Annotated in this window: 15 protein-coding genes; 4 read left to right on the plus strand and 11 right to left on the minus strand. The window is 59.1% G+C overall.

Going from position 1 to position 16390, the window contains the following annotated elements; all coding sequences use genetic code 11:
• Nucleotides 1-626 precede the first annotated feature (626 nt).
• Nucleotides 627-3293 carry a pyruvate, phosphate dikinase gene (ppdK, locus tag PXT33_RS13790; RefSeq protein WP_332376795.1) on the minus strand — a complete coding sequence of 889 codons (2667 nt, stop codon included), beginning with the start codon at nt 3291-3293 and terminating at the stop codon, nt 627-629.
• Nucleotides 3294-3401: 108 nt separating this feature from the next.
• Complete coding sequence (locus tag PXT33_RS13795; RefSeq protein WP_346352279.1) at nt 3402-3677, minus strand: hypothetical protein; 276 nt, start codon at nt 3675-3677, stop codon at nt 3402-3404.
• A 38-nt stretch (nt 3678-3715) separates the two neighbouring features.
• Between PXT33_RS13795 and PXT33_RS13800 the strand changes: the two genes are divergently transcribed.
• Nucleotides 3716-4654: a UDP-N-acetylglucosamine diphosphorylase gene (locus PXT33_RS13800; protein ID WP_332376796.1), complete on the plus strand. Its 939-nt coding sequence runs from the start codon at nt 3716-3718 to the stop codon at nt 4652-4654.
• On the plus strand, nt 4641-5219 hold the full coding sequence (gene pth / locus PXT33_RS13805; protein ID WP_097774427.1) for an aminoacyl-tRNA hydrolase: 579 nt from the start codon (nt 4641-4643) through the stop codon (nt 5217-5219). The genes PXT33_RS13800 and pth overlap by 14 nt, the downstream gene beginning before the upstream one ends.
• Nucleotides 5220-5416: 197 nt before the next feature.
• Here pth and PXT33_RS13810 read toward each other — a convergent pair whose 3' ends face one another.
• The gene (locus PXT33_RS13810) at nt 5417-5590 is read right to left on the minus strand and encodes a hypothetical protein (protein ID WP_347070390.1); all 174 of its coding nucleotides are present in this window, start codon (nt 5588-5590) and stop codon (nt 5417-5419) included.
• Nucleotides 5591-5847: 257 nt separating this feature from the next.
• Between PXT33_RS13810 and mfd the strand changes: the two genes are divergently transcribed.
• Together mfd and PXT33_RS13820 are read left to right on the plus strand one after the other, a co-directional pair.
• Nucleotides 5848-8877 carry a transcription-repair coupling factor gene (gene mfd, locus PXT33_RS13815; RefSeq protein ID WP_347070391.1) on the plus strand — a complete coding sequence of 1010 codons (3030 nt, stop codon included), beginning with the start codon at nt 5848-5850 and terminating at the stop codon, nt 8875-8877.
• Between the two features lie 19 nt (nt 8878-8896).
• A complete protein-coding gene (locus PXT33_RS13820) occupies nt 8897-10015 on the plus strand; it encodes a foldase (RefSeq protein ID WP_332376798.1) in 1119 nt (372 codons plus the stop codon).
• A gap of 63 nt (nt 10016-10078) precedes the next feature.
• On the opposite strand, the gene PXT33_RS13825 is transcribed toward PXT33_RS13820, so the two are convergent.
• The 8 genes from PXT33_RS13825 to PXT33_RS13860 all read right to left on the minus strand — a co-directional run bounded on the left by PXT33_RS13825 (nt 10079) and on the right by PXT33_RS13860 (nt 16390).
• Nucleotides 10079-11608 carry a glycoside hydrolase family 2 TIM barrel-domain containing protein gene (locus PXT33_RS13825; RefSeq protein ID WP_347070392.1) on the minus strand — a complete coding sequence of 510 codons (1530 nt, stop codon included), beginning with the start codon at nt 11606-11608 and terminating at the stop codon, nt 10079-10081.
• Nucleotides 11560-11847 (minus strand): hypothetical protein, encoded by a 288-nt coding sequence (locus PXT33_RS13830; protein WP_347070393.1) that lies wholly within the window; start codon nt 11845-11847, stop codon nt 11560-11562. The genes PXT33_RS13825 and PXT33_RS13830 overlap by 49 nt, the downstream gene beginning before the upstream one ends.
• Nucleotides 11848-12101: 254 nt before the next feature.
• Nucleotides 12102-12902, minus strand: coding sequence for a twin-arginine translocase subunit TatC (gene tatC / locus PXT33_RS13835; protein ID WP_332376799.1), 801 nt, complete (start codon nt 12900-12902; stop codon nt 12102-12104).
• A 2-nt stretch (nt 12903-12904) separates the two neighbouring features.
• Nucleotides 12905-13108, minus strand: a complete 204-nt coding sequence (gene tatA / locus PXT33_RS13840; RefSeq protein ID WP_005937852.1) for a twin-arginine translocase TatA/TatE family subunit — start codon at nt 13106-13108, stop codon at nt 12905-12907.
• A gap of 91 nt (nt 13109-13199) precedes the next feature.
• Nucleotides 13200-13808: a twin-arginine translocase TatA/TatE family subunit gene (locus tag PXT33_RS13845; protein WP_097781274.1), complete on the minus strand. Its 609-nt coding sequence runs from the start codon at nt 13806-13808 to the stop codon at nt 13200-13202.
• A gap of 344 nt (nt 13809-14152) precedes the next feature.
• A complete protein-coding gene (gene nifU / locus PXT33_RS13850) occupies nt 14153-14596 on the minus strand; it encodes a Fe-S cluster assembly scaffold protein NifU (protein WP_005937858.1) in 444 nt (147 codons plus the stop codon).
• Between the two features lie 2 nt (nt 14597-14598).
• Complete coding sequence (locus PXT33_RS13855) at nt 14599-15816, minus strand: cysteine desulfurase family protein (protein WP_005937861.1); 1218 nt, start codon at nt 15814-15816, stop codon at nt 14599-14601.
• Nucleotides 15817-15949: 133 nt separating this feature from the next.
• The gene (locus tag PXT33_RS13860) at nt 15950-16390 is read right to left on the minus strand and encodes a hypothetical protein (RefSeq protein WP_097777163.1); all 441 of its coding nucleotides are present in this window, start codon (nt 16388-16390) and stop codon (nt 15950-15952) included.

Genomic DNA, 16390 nt, shown 5'->3' on the forward strand with positions numbered 1-16390 from the left:
TTCAGGGCCAGATCGAAAAAATCAAAAAACGCAAGCTGAACTACGCTGCCATGCGTGCAGACGGCGAACTGCCACGGGAAGAATATCAAGCCCTTTGCAAACAGGCAGATGACGAGATTGTCCGCTTGGAGCAGGAACTGAAAGCCCTCTCCCCTGCGCCCGAACCGCAGACGGTTTCCTCGGACATGAAAGTAATCTACGATTTTCTCTCTCAGAAGGTCGATGTGCACGGTGCCCGTCTTGCTCCCGAATTGATTGAGCAGTTCGTTGAAGTGGTCACCCCCTTTGCCGATTACGCCTACCGCTGGAAGCTGAACACCGGCTGCAAGAAGTCCAAAGAGGAGCGCACTGATCTGATGGCTGTATCGGAAAAGCCCATCCTTACCTTCACCATCGACTTTGAAACCGCCAAGCGTTACCGGGAAGCCAACAAGATGCCCCACCAGTTCCGCCGTGCAGCGTGGACCGACCTGACTGTGGAGGTGTATCTGTGATGCTTCTGGGAAGCAGCTCTATGTTAAACGCAATTCATCTCATACATGAGCGAACAAATAAAGCCCACCGCCAAAATTGACGGTGAGCCTTATTTTACGCTTGATTTTTAACGATAATTCGCTATAAGGTCCTTATGCTCTCGGGTTTTTAATAGCAGCCTGAGCAGCAGCCAGACGTGCGATAGGCACACGGAAGGGAGAGCAGCTGACGTAGTCCAGACCGACATTGTGGCAGAACTCCACGCTCGTGGGGTCGCCGCCGTGCTCGCCGCAGATACCCAGACCCAGATCGGGACGGGTCTCGCGGCCGTCGTGGGCAGCCATCTTGACCAGCTTGCCAACGCCGATCTGGTCCAGATGCTGGAACGGATCGCTCTCGTAGATCTTGTTCTCGTAGTATGCGCCCAGGAACTTGGCGGCATCATCACGGCTGAAGCCGAAGGTCATCTGGGTCAGGTCGTTGGTGCCGAAGCTGAAGAACTCGGCTTCCTTGGCGATCTCGCCGGCAGTCAGGGCTGCACGGGGGATCTCGATCATGGTACCGACCTGATACTTCATCTCAACGCCTGCAGCAGCGATCAGCTCGTCTGCGACCTTGACCACAACGTCCTTGACGAACTTCAGCTCCTTGACCTCGCCGACCAGCGGGATCATGATGTGCGGGGTGATCATATGGCCGGTCTCAGCAGAGACGTTCAGAGCAGCCTTGATCACAGCGCGGGTCTGCATCGCAGCGATCTCAGGGTAGGTAACAGCCAGACGGCAGCCACGGTGACCCATCATGGGGTTGAACTCGTGCAGAGAAGTAACCACGTTCTTCAGATCATCGAAGGTCATGCCCATATCGGCAGCCAGCTCCTTGATGTCCTCGTCCTTGGTGGGCAGGAACTCGTGCAGAGGCGGATCCAGATAACGAATGGTCATCGGGCGCTCACCCATGATGCGGTACATGGCCTCGAAGTCACCCTGCTGGAACGGCTCGACCTTGGCCAGAGCAGCTTCGCGCTCTTCCACGGTACGTGCGCAGATCATCTCACGCACAGCCTTGATGCGATCCTCTGCGAAGAACATGTGCTCGGTACGGCACAGGCCGATGCCCTCAGCACCCAGATCCACTGCCTGCTGTGCGTCGCGCGGGTTATCAGCGTTGGTCATGACCAGCAGCTGACGAGCAGCGTCTGCCCAGCCCATGAAGCGGTTGAAGTTCTTATTGCCGGTAGCGGCCACGGTAGCGACCTGCTCGCCGTAGATGTTGCCGGTAGAGCCGTCGATGGAGATCCAGTCGCCCTCGACGAACTTGTGGCCATTGATCTCGAAGGTCTTTGCTTCCTCGTCGATCTTGACCTCGTTGTCATTGCCGCAGCCGGAGACACAGCAGGTGCCCATACCACGGGCAACAACAGCTGCGTGGCTGGTCATGCCGCCGCGGACGGTCAGGATGCCCTGAGAAACCTGCATGCCCACGATATCCTCGGGGCTGGTCTCCAGACGGACCAGAACGACCTTCTTCATCTTGCCGGACTTGACCATCTCCTCTGCCTCTTCAGCAGTAAAGACGATCTGGCCGCAGGCAGAACCGGGAGAAGCTGCCAGACCCTTGCCGACGACCTCGGCGGCCTTCAGGGCAGCGGCATCGAACTGGGGATGCAGCAGGGTATCCAGCTGCTTGGGCTCCACGCGCAGGACAGCTTCCTGCTCGGTAATCATGCCCTCGTCCACCAGATCACATGCGATCTGCAGAGCAGCCTGAGCGGTACGCTTGCCGTTACGGGTCTGCAGCATGTACAGATGGCCGTCCTCGATGGTGAACTCCATATCCTGCATATCGCGGAAGTAGTTCTCCAGACGGGTCGCGATCTCAACGAACTGATCGTACACCTCAGGCATCTGATCCTTCAGATGGCTGATGGGAGAAGGAGTGCGCACGCCGGCCACAACGTCCTCGCCCTGTGCATTGATCAGGTACTCGCCCATCAGCTTCTTAGCGCCGGTGGCGGGGTCACGGGTGAATGCAACGCCGGTGCCGGAGCGGTCGCCAGAGTTGCCGAATGCCATCTGCTGAACGTTGACAGCGGTGCCCCACTCGTAGGGGATCTCGTTCATCTTACGATAGACATTTGCGCGGGGGTTGTCCCAGCTGCGGAAGACGGCCTTGACAGCCTCGATCAGCTGATCACGGGGATCCTGCGGGAAGGGACGGCCTTCGTTCTCCTCGTAGATCTTCTTGAAGGTGCCGACCAGTTCCTTCAGGTCATCAGCAGTCAGGTCCACGTCGTTCTTGACGCCCTTGGCTTCCTTCATCTTGTCGATCTCGACCTCGAACAGGCTCTTCGGGACCATCATAACGACGTCCGCGAACATCTGCACAAAGCGGCGGTAGCAGTCGTATGCAAAACGGGCGTTGCCGGTCTTCTTTGCCAGACCTTCAACAGCCTCGTCGTTCAGGCCCAGGTTCAGGATGGTGTCCATCATGCCGGGCATGGACTGACGTGCGCCGGAACGGACGGAGACCAGCAGGGGGTTCTGGTTATCGCCGAACTTCTTGCCGGTGATCTCTTCCAGACCCTTGAGGTGCTCAAAGATATCAGCAGTGATCTCGTCATTGATCTGACGGCCGTCTGCATAATACTGGGTGCAGGCGTCGGTGGTGATGGTGAAACCCTGCGGCACCGGCATACCGGCTGCGGTCATTTCTGCCAGACCAGCACCCTTGCCGCCCAGAGTATTCTTCATGGTGACTTTGTCGCCGCCGAAAGCATCATTGCCTTCGCTGAAGTAGTACAGATACTTTTTGCTCATGCGTTGTTTACCTCCCATTCGTGACTGCAGCACAGCCGCACCGCAGTCTCATCGTTTGCCTTGTCTTAAAAACTCGACCGATGAACATTGTTTGTGAATGCTAAACTATTATACCAGAAAATCCATTCCTTTCCACCATGCAAAATCCCGAATTTGTCTGTTATTTTTTATGCAAATCCCTTGAAATTTGCCAAGTTTTAAGGTAGTATAGAATGGGAGAAAGTTCGAGAGGTTTTTCGTTTTCTGATGCGGATTATCCGTCTGTTGGATACAACTTTCTATCCCTGTAATTTCAGCTTTTTCTTTTTGTCGGCGCAAAGCTTCTGTTGTATCCATCTTTGGATATGGATGCATCATTTTTCCGGGTCGGGCCTTATCATCCACCCGCCGGGAGCCGCCGTGCCGGAAGGGAGATCTATCGTATGGAAAATTCTGTTTCTTCTGCTGCGCTGAATGCAGCGCGTGAGCAGCTGGATGCCGCCGAAGCCGCCCGCGAGGTCATTCTGCTGCAGCACATCGCAAACGGCGTGATCATCGACAGCCGCACCGTGCAGATCGCACCGGACGTGGTCATCGCCCCGGGTGCCGTCATTCTGGCCGGTACCATCCTGCGCGGCAGAACAGTCATCGGTGCGGGCTGCATCATCGGTCCCAACACCCTCATTGAGGACAGCATCGTAGACGAGGGCAGCACCGTCAACGCCAGTCAGGTATACAGCAGCCACATCGGCCCTCACAACAACATCGGCCCCTTCACCCATGTGCGGGTGAACACCGTCACCGACTACGGCGTGCATCTGGGTGCATACGTGGAGACCAAGAACTCCAACTTTGCCCGGGGCAACACGGTGAGCCACCTGACCTATATCGGCGACAGCGATGTGGGCAAGTACTGCAACTTCGGCTGCGGCACCGTCACCTGCAACTACGACGGCAAGGATAAGTTCCGCACCCAGATCGGCGATTACTGCTTCATCGGCTGCAACACGAACCTTGTGGCCCCCGTGAAGGTGGGCAATGGTGCCTATACCGCCGCCGGCAGCACCATCACCAAGGACGTGCCCGCACAGGCACTGGGCATCGCCCGGGAGCGCCAGACCAATCTGGAGGGCTGGGCAGAGCCCAAGATGGAAGCCTACATTGCCAAAAAAAGAAGCTGGAAGACGAGCAGAGCAAGTAAGCTGTCCGTTTTTCGCGTACAGACCGCTGCACAGGATGGCCCTGCGCGGCGGTTTTTGTTTGCAGGTGCATCTTTTTCGCTTATAATGTATATCTTTTTACACGCGCGTATGTTATACTTAGGACTTGCATCGGACAATTTATCACAAAAAGGAAAATATAACACTCATGAATACAAATGACATCTGGCTGATTGCCGGTCTTGGCAACCCGGAAACAAAATACGACGGCACCCGCCACAATGCGGGCTATGCCGCGCTGGACTATCTGGCCGACAAGTGGGGCATTTCTGTCAGCAAAACCAAATTTGAAGGCCTGTGGGGTCAGGGCGAAGTGGACGGCCACAAGGTGGTGCTGCTCAAGCCCCTGACCTACATGAACCTTTCGGGCGACTCCATCGCCCCCACGGCGGGCTTTTTCAAGATTCCTGCCGACCACGTCATCGTTCTGTGCGACGATATCACCCAGAACCCCGGCAAGCTGCGCATCCGGCCCTCCGGCTCCGCAGGCGGACATAACGGCCTGAAGAGCATCATCGCCCGCTTGGGCGGGGAGAACTTCCCCCGCATCCGCATCGGCGTGGGTGCCAAGCCCCACCCGGACTACGACCTTGCCGCGTGGGTGCTGGGCAAGTTCCCGGCAGAGGATGCCAAGGCTCTGAGCGGCCGCTACCCTGATCTGGAAGCCGCCGCAAAGCTCATCATGGACGGCAAGCTGAGTCTGGCACAGAGCAAATATAACGGGTAAAGCGGAACGAACCCTCTCAGTCGCCTAACGGCGACAGCTCCCCCGAGGGGGGAGCTTTTCCGCATCACCCCATAAACTTTCCCTTAAATGATAAACGAAATCTCTTTGTCAAAAGCTCCCCCTTTCGGGGGAGCTGGCATCGCGCCAGCGATGACTGAGAGGGTTTCGAGAAAGGAGGTTTTTCCATGTACGAAGCCTTACTCAAGGCCACACCGGAATATCAGAAGATCGCCGCCAGCTTTGCAAAGCCCGGCCCTGCCGCGCTGTTCGGTCTGCCGCCCGCAGGCCGTGCCCTGCTGTACGCCGCGCTGCAAAAAGACCTTGGTCGGGTGCTGTGCATCGTGACCCCCGGCGAGGCCGAGGCCACCCACTTTGCGGACGACCTCAAGGCGTTGGGCCTTTCTGCCGCCGTGTTCCCGCCCCGGGACTTTATGCTGCGCCCGGTGGAGGGCGCGGGCCGCGAGTACGAGTACCGCCGCCTTTCGGTGCTGGGCTCCCTTGCAGGCGGGCGGCTGAACGCGGTCTGCGTGCCCGCCGAAGCGCTGTTGCAGTACACCGTGCCCCGGGATGAATTTTTAAAGAACACTCTTACCCTCAAACCCGGCATGGTGTACAACCGTGAGGGCTTGTGGCCCGGCTGTTCGCCGCCGGGTATGTGCGGCGCAGTCAGGTGGACGGCCCGGGACAGTTCAGTGTGCGCGGCGATATCGTGGATATCTATGCGCCGGATATGCGCCAGCCTGCCCGCGTGGAGTACTGGGACGACGAGATCGATTCCATTTCCTCCTTCGATCTGCTCACCCAGCGGCGGGACAGCGCACTGGAAAAGATCTATCTTTCCCCTGCCCGCGAGGTGCTGTTCGGCGATACCGCCGAGACTGCCGAGGCCCTGCGTTCCGCCATCAAAAAGGCACGCGGCCGGCACCGCACCGCACTGGAAAAGGCCACGGAAGCCGACCTTGCTCAGCTGGACTCCGGCCTGGTGCCGGAAGCCATGGATAAATACTACGGCCTGCGCTATCCGAGCCCGGCCACCCTGCTGGATCATCTGGACACACCGCTGTTCATTCTGGACGAGGTGGGCGGCATCCGGGATGCCCAGAAGGCCACCGAGTTCCGTCGCAGCGAAGAGCTGACCGGCCTGTTGGAAGAGGGTGTGCTCTGCCCCGGGCTGGATGTACTCTACCAGACCATGGACGACCTTGCCGCTGCCGCCCAGAAGCAGAGCACCCTGCTGTGCGAGAACTTCCTGCGCGGCATGAACGAATTTAAGCTGAAAGACCTCATCAACGCCGAGGCCTTTGCCGCCCCCAACTGGAACGGCGACCTTGTCTCCCTGCGAGAAGACCTTGACCCCCTCATTGCGCAGGGCTATGCCGTCACCCTGTTTTCCGGAACGCCCAAGGGTGCCGCCGCCCTCACCCGCGACCTTGCCGACAAGGGCTACTCCGTGAGCATGAGCCGGGATGTGCGGCCCACAAAAGGCATCGTACAGGTGCTGCCGGGCCATCTGACCGCCGGGTGCACCTTTCCGTTTGCCCATGCGGCGGTGCTGTCCAGCCGCAGGCACGGCCTGGAGGAAGAGACCTCCGCCGAGACCAAAAAGCGCAAAAAGAACAAGAACGCCCTTTCCAGCCTTTCGGACATCAAGCCCGGGGACTATGTGGTGCACCAGAGCCACGGCATCGGCATGTATGCGGGCATCCAGCGGCTGGAAGTGCAGGGTGCCACGAAAGATTACCTTAAGGTACAGTATTCCGGCTCGGACGTGCTGTATGTACCGGTGACCCAGCTGGACCTGCTGAGCCGCTACACCGCCCCCGGCGACGAGGAAAAGGTAAAGCTGGCAAAGCTGGGCGGTGCCGAGTGGCAACGCACCCGCGCCAAGGTAAAAAAAGCCACCGAGGAGATGGCGCAGGAACTGATCGAGCTCTACGCCCGCCGCCGTCAGGCCACGGGCTACGCCTTCCCGCCGGACGGCGACTGGCAGCGGGACTTTGAGACCCGCTTTGACTACGACGAGACAGACGACCAGCTGAACGCCACCGCCGAGATCAAGCAGGACATGGAAAAGGGCTGGCCCATGGACCGCCTGCTGTGCGGCGACGTGGGCGTGGGCAAGACCGAAGTGGCCCTGCGCGCCGCCTTCAAGTGTGTGATGGGCGGCAAGCAGTGCGCCATCCTTGCCCCCACCACCCTGCTGGCATGGCAGCACTACAACACCATTCTTTCCCGCATGGAAGCCTTCCCGGTGAAGGTGGAGATGATGTCCCGCTTCCGCACCGCAAAGCAGCAGAAGGAGACCCTCCGGGGCCTGCAGTCGGGCAGTGTGGACATCGTGGTGGGCACCCACCGGCTGCTGTCCAAGGACGTGAAGTTCCATGACCTCGGCCTTGTCATCATCGACGAGGAGCAGCGCTTCGGCGTCAAGCACAAGGAAAAGCTCAAGGAGAACTTCATCGGGGTGGACATGCTCACCCTGTCGGCCACTCCCATCCCCCGCACGCTGAACATGGCCATGAGCGGAATCCGGGACCTTTCCACCATCGAGCAGCCGCCCATCGAGCGCCAGCCCGTGGAGACCTTTGTGCTGGAATACAACGACGTGATCCTTGCCGAAGCCATGAAGAAGGAGCTTGCCCGGGGCGGGCAGGTGTACTACCTGCACAACCGGGTGGACAACATCGAAGCCTGCGCCGCCCATGTGAGCAAGCTGGTGCCCGGCGCACGCATCGGCATTGCCCACGGCAAGATGACCGAGGAAGAGCTGAACCCCGTGTGGCAGCATCTGCTGAACGGCGAGATCGATATTCTGGTGTGCACCACCCTCATCGAGACCGGCATCGACGTGCGCAACTGCAACACCCTCATCATCGAGGATGCCGACCGCATGGGCCTTGCCCAGCTGTACCAGATCAGAGGCCGGGTGGGCCGCTCCGGCCGCAAGGCCTATGCCTACTTCACCTTCCGGCGAGACAAGACTCTGACCGATATCGCCCAGAAGCGGCTCTCCGCTATCCGGGAGTTCACGGCCTTCGGCTCCGGCTTCCGCATCGCCATGCGGGATCTGCAGATCCGGGGTGCGGGCAGTCTTCTGGGCCACAGCCAGCACGGCCACATGGAGGCCGTGGGCTACGACCTCTACGTGAAGATGCTGGGGCAGGCCATCGCCCGGGCCAAGGGCGAACCTGTCCGGCGGGACAAGAGCGAATGCCTTGTGGACCTGCGGGTGGATGCCTTCATCCCGGAGAAATATATCGCAGACGGCCCGGGCCGCATTGAAGCTTATAAGCGCATTGCCGCCATCCAGACGGCAGAGGATGCCGCCGATGTGCTGGACGAGCTCATCGACCGCTACGGCGACCCGCCGCCCTCGGTAAGCGATCTGGTGAACGTGTCGCTGGTACGCGTGCAGGCTTCCGCTGTGGGCGTGACCGAAGTGACCCAGAAAAAGGACACCCTCACCCTGCAGCTGGAAAGTCTGGAGCTGCCCATGATCCGGGGCCTGCTGGTGGCCTTCAATGGCCGCGTCACCGCCGGTGCAGGCAACCGGCCCTATCTCTCGGTCACGCTTCAGCCCGACGAAAAGCCGCTGGAGCTGTTGCAAAGCATCCTCAAGGCGATGGCAGAGATCCTTGCCTCCGCCGAGCAAAAATAAACATCATAGGAGCATTACCATGAAAAAGAAACTTCTCGCGCTGATCTGCGCACTTGCACTGGTGTTCAGCCTTGTGGGCTGCACCATTTCCGCCCCGGACACCGTGGGCAGCATCGGTGATTTTGAGATCACCTCCGGCATGTATCTGCTGGCACAGTACGGTGCTTACCAGCAGGCCGCCCAGCTTGCCGGCACCGATCAGGACACCACCGACGTAAAAGCCTTCCTGAAAGAGACCATCACCACCGACTCTGACAGCGGCGAGACCGCAGTTGTGAGCGACTATGTGGCCCAGAAAACGCAGGAAACGTTGGAAACGCTGGCCGCTGTGGATGCCCGCTTCAAAGCGCTGGGCGGTGAGCTGACTGCAGAGCAGCTTTCCACTGCCGACCGTTATGCCCAGCAGATGATGGACCAGTACGGCGACACCTACACCGCCAACGGCATTGGTCTGGAGACCGTCAAGGCATATGAACGTCTGCAGGTGGAGCACACCGCCCTGCTGGATATGGTCTACGGCCCGGACGGCGAGACCCCGGTGGAGGACGACGAGCTGACCAGCCATCTGGACGACAGCATGTATGAGATCTGCTACATCAGCATCCCGCTGTACAATACCAGCACCTACGCCTTTGCGGACGATGACCAGAAGGCCGAGATGCTCAAGCTGGCACAGGCCGCTGCCGACAGTGTCAACGCCGCAGGCGGCGAGACGGTCTCGGATCAGGTGAGTGCCCTGCATGAGGCCGCACAGAATGCCCTGCCGGACATCTACGCTGTGCTGGACAGCGAAACTTCCGACGACAGCGCCAGCGTCCAGACCGAGCTGCTGACCGAGAGCGATGTTGCTTCGGCCTTTACGCAGGATGGCGCAGCCGATGCTCTGCGCAGCCTTTCCTACGGCGAAGCCGCTGCTGTGCAGATCAACGGCTCCACCCTGCTCCTGATGGTGCGTGTAGACCCGCTGAGCGTTTCCTCGCTGGACGACCTGCGCAGCCAGATCCTGAGCGATATGAAGGGCGGCGAGCTGGACGACGCACTGGCCGCAGGCGGTGCAGAGCTGGCACACGATCTGGACAGCTCTGCCATGAACAAACTGCCCGCCAAAAAGATCGTGAACAACAGCGCCAACAGCTGAGAGCTGCTGTAACATAAAACTCCCTCAGTCATCGCTGCGCGATGACTGAGGGAGTTTTTTCTTTCACCGCGTCACTTTTGCAAACTCTGCGGCAAGGGCAGCATTCACCGAGCGGACGGCATTGGCATCCGGCTTGATCTCGGCCCGGTCATAGGTGAACAGACCGTTCACCTCATCTTCCACATCCGTCAGCTGGGTGTACACCAGCGCCGAGAGTCCTTTTTTGAGCTGCGGCAGTACCGTGCCCAATTGCAGCTTTTTGCAGCGGGCGGTCAGGTCTGCGCGGCTCTTGGCCGTGCCGTAGCCGTAGGTTTTGCCCGGTGCTTCGTGCCCCGGCATGGGCCATGCAATGCCGCCGTATTCACTCAGGGCCACAGTGCGCTTTCCGGGCTTTACATGCAGCGGATAGAAATAGTTGTGGATGGAGCACACATCTCCGCCGCCCTGATCATACCAACCGCTGGCCTCGTCCACAAGGCGGGTATCGTCCAGCGTTCGGATGGCCTGCACTGCCCTGGCCGCATCAAACTGGCCCCAGCCTTCGTTGAAGGGTACCCAGCAGCCGATGCACGGATGGCAGCGCAGGGCTTCCACGGTGGCTTGCAGCTCTTTGCGGTATGTTTCCCGGCTGGATGCTTTTCCGCGGCTCAGCAGGCCCCAGAGTGGCTCTGCGTCGGGCAGGCGGCGCACAAGGGGCTGCAGCACATTGGTCAGGTAGGTGACGAACCACAGGTTGTATCTGCTGCCGCCGTTCACCATGTCCTGCCAGACCACAAGGCCCAGCCTGTCGCAGTGGTAGTACCAGCGCTGCGGCTCGATCTTGGCGTGCTTGCGCAGCAGGTTGAATCCCAGCGCTTTCACCTCGCTCAGCTCCCGCTCCACCGCCGCATCGGAAGGCGGGGTATACAGGCCCTGCGGCCAGTAGCCCTGGTCCAGCAGGCCGTTGAGCAGGATGGGCTTTCCGTTCAGGCAGAAGCGCAGCACGCCCCGCGCATCCGGCTCACAGCTCCACTTGCGCAGGGCAAAGTAGCTGTGCACGGTGTCGAACTGCTCCTCCCCTCCCTGCGTGGTGCCCACGGTCAGGTCATACAAAAACGGGGTATCCGGGCTCCACGGAAAGAAATGTTCCTCCGGGATGTTCAGCGTCACCTCGCCGTCCCGGTCCGCTTCGTCGCTGCCCCAGTCCTCGGCAATGGTCACGCCCCCGGCCCGCACCACGGCCCACAGGTTCACTGCACCTCCGGGCATGGAAGTATGGGCTTTCACGGTCACGGTGCGGGCATCGTAGTCCGGCGTGACCGTGAGCGACTGGATGTAGTTTTCCGGCACACGCTCCATCCAGACCGTCTGCCAGATGCCGCTCTGGGCCGGATAGAACATGCCGCCGGGCTTCAGGGTCTGCTTGCCCCGTGCCTGCGTGCCGCTGTCCGTGGGGTCCTGCACGGCCACCCACAGGCTGTTGCGGCCCGTATCGTTGAGCTGGGCGGTGACATCCAGTGTGAAGGGCCAGTAGCCGCCCCGATGGCCACCCACCAGATGGCCGTTCACCTGCACCGCACAGGCATCGTCCACCGCGCCGAAGTGCAGAAGCACCCGCCCCCTTCTCCCGGAGGGGGAGCAAAGGTGCAGTGGTAGTGCAGCCACTGGCCGGGCTGCAGGGTGCGGCCCACGCCGGAGGCCTTTGTTTCCGGAGAGTAGGGCACCAGAATGCTGCCGTCCCACGCAGCGGGGTATTCTGCTGTCTGAGTAATGGCGTACTTCCACAGGCCGTTCAGGTTCTCATAGCTGTCCCGGCGCATAGCCGGGCGAGGATATTCCGGGAGTGGGTGCATGGTCTCACCGCCTTTGATTTGTTGGTTTCATTCTAGCACAGGGCGGGTGGCTTGTATAGACTGAGCAGCAACGATTTGGAATTGCCGCCGCGTTCGCTTTGGACGAGTTGTGGCACCCAGCGTCTGCTGGCCACGGCCCCACGCGATTACGCTCTGCACCGGAAGCATTTTCCACATACAAAAAGGCTGCTGTACCAAATGGCGCAGCAGCCTTTGCTTTTGCAATGATAAAACAGAAAACCTGAAGTCAGAGCTTACTCTTCGTCCTCATCCTCGTCATCTTCGTCATCATCGTCCTCTTTCGGCTTATAGAAGATGCCGCTCAGGAGAATGCTGATGAAGTACAGCAGCACCATGGGGCCGGCCACCATGCACTGAGACACGATATCCGGCGGGGTGACAACGGCCGCGATGAAGAAGATGATCACGATGGCAACGCCGCGCACCTGCTTGAGCAGCTGCGGGTTGATAATGCCCATCTTGGACAGGATGATGGTGATCAGAGGCATCTCAAACACGCAGCCAAAAATGATGAACATGGTCAAGCAGAGGTTGACATAGCTCTCGATACTGGTGGTGGTCTGGATGTACTCGGCACCCTCGATGCCAGTGCTGAGGAAACGCAGCATGAAGGGCATCATGAGCTTGTAGGCGAACAGCACGCCCACGCAGAACAGGATAAGACCCAGCAGCATGACCAGCTTGAAGAAGGTGCTCTCGCTCCGTTTCAGACCCGGCCTTGCAAATGCATAGATGTGGTAGAACGCCACCGGCACAGTGACCACCACGCCTGCCAGAATGGAGACGCGGAAATACTGCATCAGCTTTTCCTGCGGGGCAATGGAAACAAACTCGTAATAGTCGCGGCCCATGGCAGTGAGCAGATCGATCAGACGGTCGGCGTATGCCAGCGAGACCACAACACCCACCACGAACACCACCGCGCAGATGATCAGCCTGTTCCGCAGTTCTTTCAGATGGCCGGTCAGCGTCATGCTGCCGTCCTCTGCCATGACTTCGGCTTTTTTCTTTTTGCGCTTAACGTTCGTAGCCACAATTACTCCTCGTCTTCGTCCTTCTTGGAAACCTGCTTCTCGGTCTTCTCCTCGGAATCATCGGAGCCTTCCTCGTCCTCCATGCCCTTCTTGAAGCCGTTGATGGTCTTGCCGAACATCTTGCCCAGCTTCGGCAGGTTCTTGGGTCCAAAGATCAGCAGAGCGACGACCAGGATGATCAGCAGTTCGTTAGTACCAATACGCATAATAAAAATCTCCTTTTTACTTTGCCGCGCCGCGTGGCGGGCTTATTGCATGTATCAGGCAACCGCGGGCGCGGGTGCATCCAGTAAGTAATCAGTCCTTCGGCAGAACATCATTCTGACGAGGGTCTTCCTCCACCGGCTCGGCCGCAGGAGCAGCCTCGGCAGCTTCCTGTGCGGGAGCCGCTTCTGCAGCAGGCTCGGCCTTTTCCTCTGCGGGTGCAGCGGCAGGCTCAGCCTTTTCAACCGGGGCGGCGGGTTCTTCAGCCTTCTCGGCAGGTGCAGCGGTCTCCTCAGCGGGAGTGCTCTCCTCTGCCTTGGCGGCAGATGCAGCGTCCTCTTCCAGCTCTTCCACCGGCTCCTCGGTCAGCTCGGTCACTTCCTCGGCGGCTTCTGCCTTGGCAGCTTCCTCCTTGCTGGTCTTGCCGATACCGGTAAAGCTCTTGGTCACATCCTTGACGCTGTTGTCGATATCCTTCTTGATATCGGTCAGCGGGGCAACAGCTTCCTTCAGGGGAGCCTGGATCTCATTCAGCGGCTCTACAACGTTCTTCTGGATCTCCTCAGAAGCAGCGCCGGTGTACTTTTTCAGTTCACGCAGCATCTTGCCGATCTTCTTTGCGTAGACGGGCAGCTGATCCGGGCCGATGAACACGAACGCCACGATCACGATGACGACAAGTTCCCAAAAACCAATTTTCATACTAACTCGTTTCCTTTCCTGTGCGGCGGGACGTTTTACGGGGCCGACGCACCTGCATTGCAGTGCGTGCCGCGAACCGTTCTTTGCCCTGTTCTTCGTCCGCTTCCGTGGGAGTTCGGCGCTCTTTGCGCCTGTGTTGCCCTACTTATACCGAAAAGTGGTGAACTCATTCTGAACAATATATGAATTTTTCATGAACGAGTGCATATTCAGGGTATTTTTGTAAACAAATAATATTTTACACTTGCTTTATTACGTTTTGGATAGGATACAACAGCGCAGTCTTTTGCAAAAAAAGAGGACACCGCACAAAACGGTGTCCCCTGAAGCGTTCTTTGCGGGGATCAGTGGCCGCAGCTCTCGCAGTGGTCGCAGTCCTCTTCGAGCTTACCCACGATGGGTTCCGGATCGATGCCCTGACGGCGGTAGTAGTCGGACAGAGCAGCCTTGACGGCCTGCTCGGCCAGAACAGAGCAGTGCACCTTGATGGGAGGCAGACCTTCCAGAGCTTCCACAACGGCCTTGTTGGTCAGCTTGAGCGCCTCGTCGATGGTCTTGCCCTTGATGAGGTCGGTGGCCATGCTGCTGGTGGCGATGGCGGCACCGCAGCCGAAGGTGAGGAACTTGACATCCACGATCACGTTGTTCTCGATCTTCAGGTACATGCGCATGATATCGCCGCACTTGGGGTTGCCCACTTCGCCCACGCCGTTTGCGTCGGGGATCTCACCCACATTGTGCGGATTTGCAAAATGCTCCATGACCTTTGCGCTATACATGCTTGCCATAATTACTGCTCTCCCTTCAGGCTGAACTGGCGGGCCGTGTTCTGGCCCTGCAGCCACATACAACTCATAGCACGGCGGCGGGGGATCACTTCCTCCAGCACGTCGCACAGATATTTTGCTTCTTCCATGGTGTTCTGCGGGCCAAAGGTGAACCGCATGGAGCCGTGGCCGATCTCCTCAGGCACGCCGATGCTCAGCAGGACGTGGCTGGGGTCCAGACTGTCGGAGTTGCAGGCAGAGCCGGTGGAGGCACAGATGCCGTGCATATCCAGATCCAGCAGGATGGTCTCGCCTTCCAGACCCGGGAAGCTGATGTTCACATTGTTAGGCAGACGGGGGCTGCGGCCGCCGTTCAGGCGGGCTTCCGGGATGTTCTTGAGGACGCGGTCGATGACATAATCGCGCAGCTCGCTCTCATGGGCCATGCGCTCATCCAGATGCGCCGTGGCGATCTCCAGTGCCTTGCCCATGGCAGCAATGCCGGCCACGTTCTCGGTACCTGCACGGTGGCGGGCCTCCTGACTGCCGCCATCGATCAGGTTCTGGGGCCATACGCCCTTGCGGCAATACAGGGCACCCATGCCCTTGGGGCCGTTGAACTTGTGGGCGCTCATGGACAGCATATCCACGCCCAGTTCCTTCACATCCACGGGGATGGCACCCACAGCCTGCACCGCGTCGGTGTGCATCCACACACCGTGCTTGTGAGCGACCTCGGCGATCTCCTTGATGGGCTGGATGGTACCGATCTCGTTGTTGGCCATCATGATGCTGACCAGCGCGGTATCGGGACGGATGGCAGCTTCCACGTCCTCGGGACGGATGTAGCCCTCGGCGGTGGGCTTGATATAGGTCACTTCAAAGCCCATGCGCTCCAGTGCAGCCATGCTGTGCATGATAGCATGGTGCTCAAAAGCGCTGGTGATGAGGTGCTTTTTGTTCTGGCGTGCCTTGGTGAAGGCGGTGCCCTTTACGGCCCAGTTGTCGGCCTCGGAGCCGCAGCTGGTAAAGAAGAGCTCAGCCGGACTTGCATTGATGGCCTTTGCCACCTGCGCACGACCGGTGTCCACGAATTCCTTAGCCTCATAGCCCACACTGTAATGGCTGCTGGGGTTGCCGCAGGCACCGCTCAGGGCTTTGACCATCATTTCCAGTGCCTCGGGAGCACAGGGAGTGGTGGCAGCATTATCCAGATAAACCACTTTTTCCATGTTTTCCATAGGAATGATCCTTTCTTATTGAACGCGTCTGCGGGAGCCTTGAATGCCCTGTGCAGATGCGGAATCCTTTCAACGGATAAGTTATACCATATCATTCCCTAGTATGTCAATATGAATACTGGATTTTCGTGATTCAGTCACCTTTTTTGCCCTTTCCGGTCAGTTTTCCCAGTACCACCTTCCACTTGGGGTAGCCCCAGCGCTTATCCTCGGCAAAATCGTCCGCTAGCTTCCACGGAAAATTGCTGCCGTCAAAGTAAAGATTGCCCGTCTCGTCCACGCGGTCCAGCTTTTTGGGCAGATACGCCTCGTCGTAGTAGCTCTTGCGCCGGTCGGGCAGCACCCAGTGCAGGGTGCCGTCCTCGTCCATGCCGGATGCCCATACGCCGAACACGAAGGTTGCGGCTTCGCCGTAGCAGTGCTGCTCAAAGCGGATGGCACCATCGTAATAGAACTTGATGACCTCCAGCGTGCCGGATTCCTTTTTGCCGTCGCGGCCCAAGGTAGGGCGGTAGTCCTGCTGGTAGCGGCAGCCGCAGTGACTGCCGGCAAAATCTTTTGCGTGGAACGACAT

The organism is Faecalibacterium taiwanense (assembly GCF_036632915.2).
GTDB classification, from domain to species: domain Bacteria; phylum Bacillota; class Clostridia; order Oscillospirales; family Ruminococcaceae; genus Faecalibacterium; species Faecalibacterium taiwanense.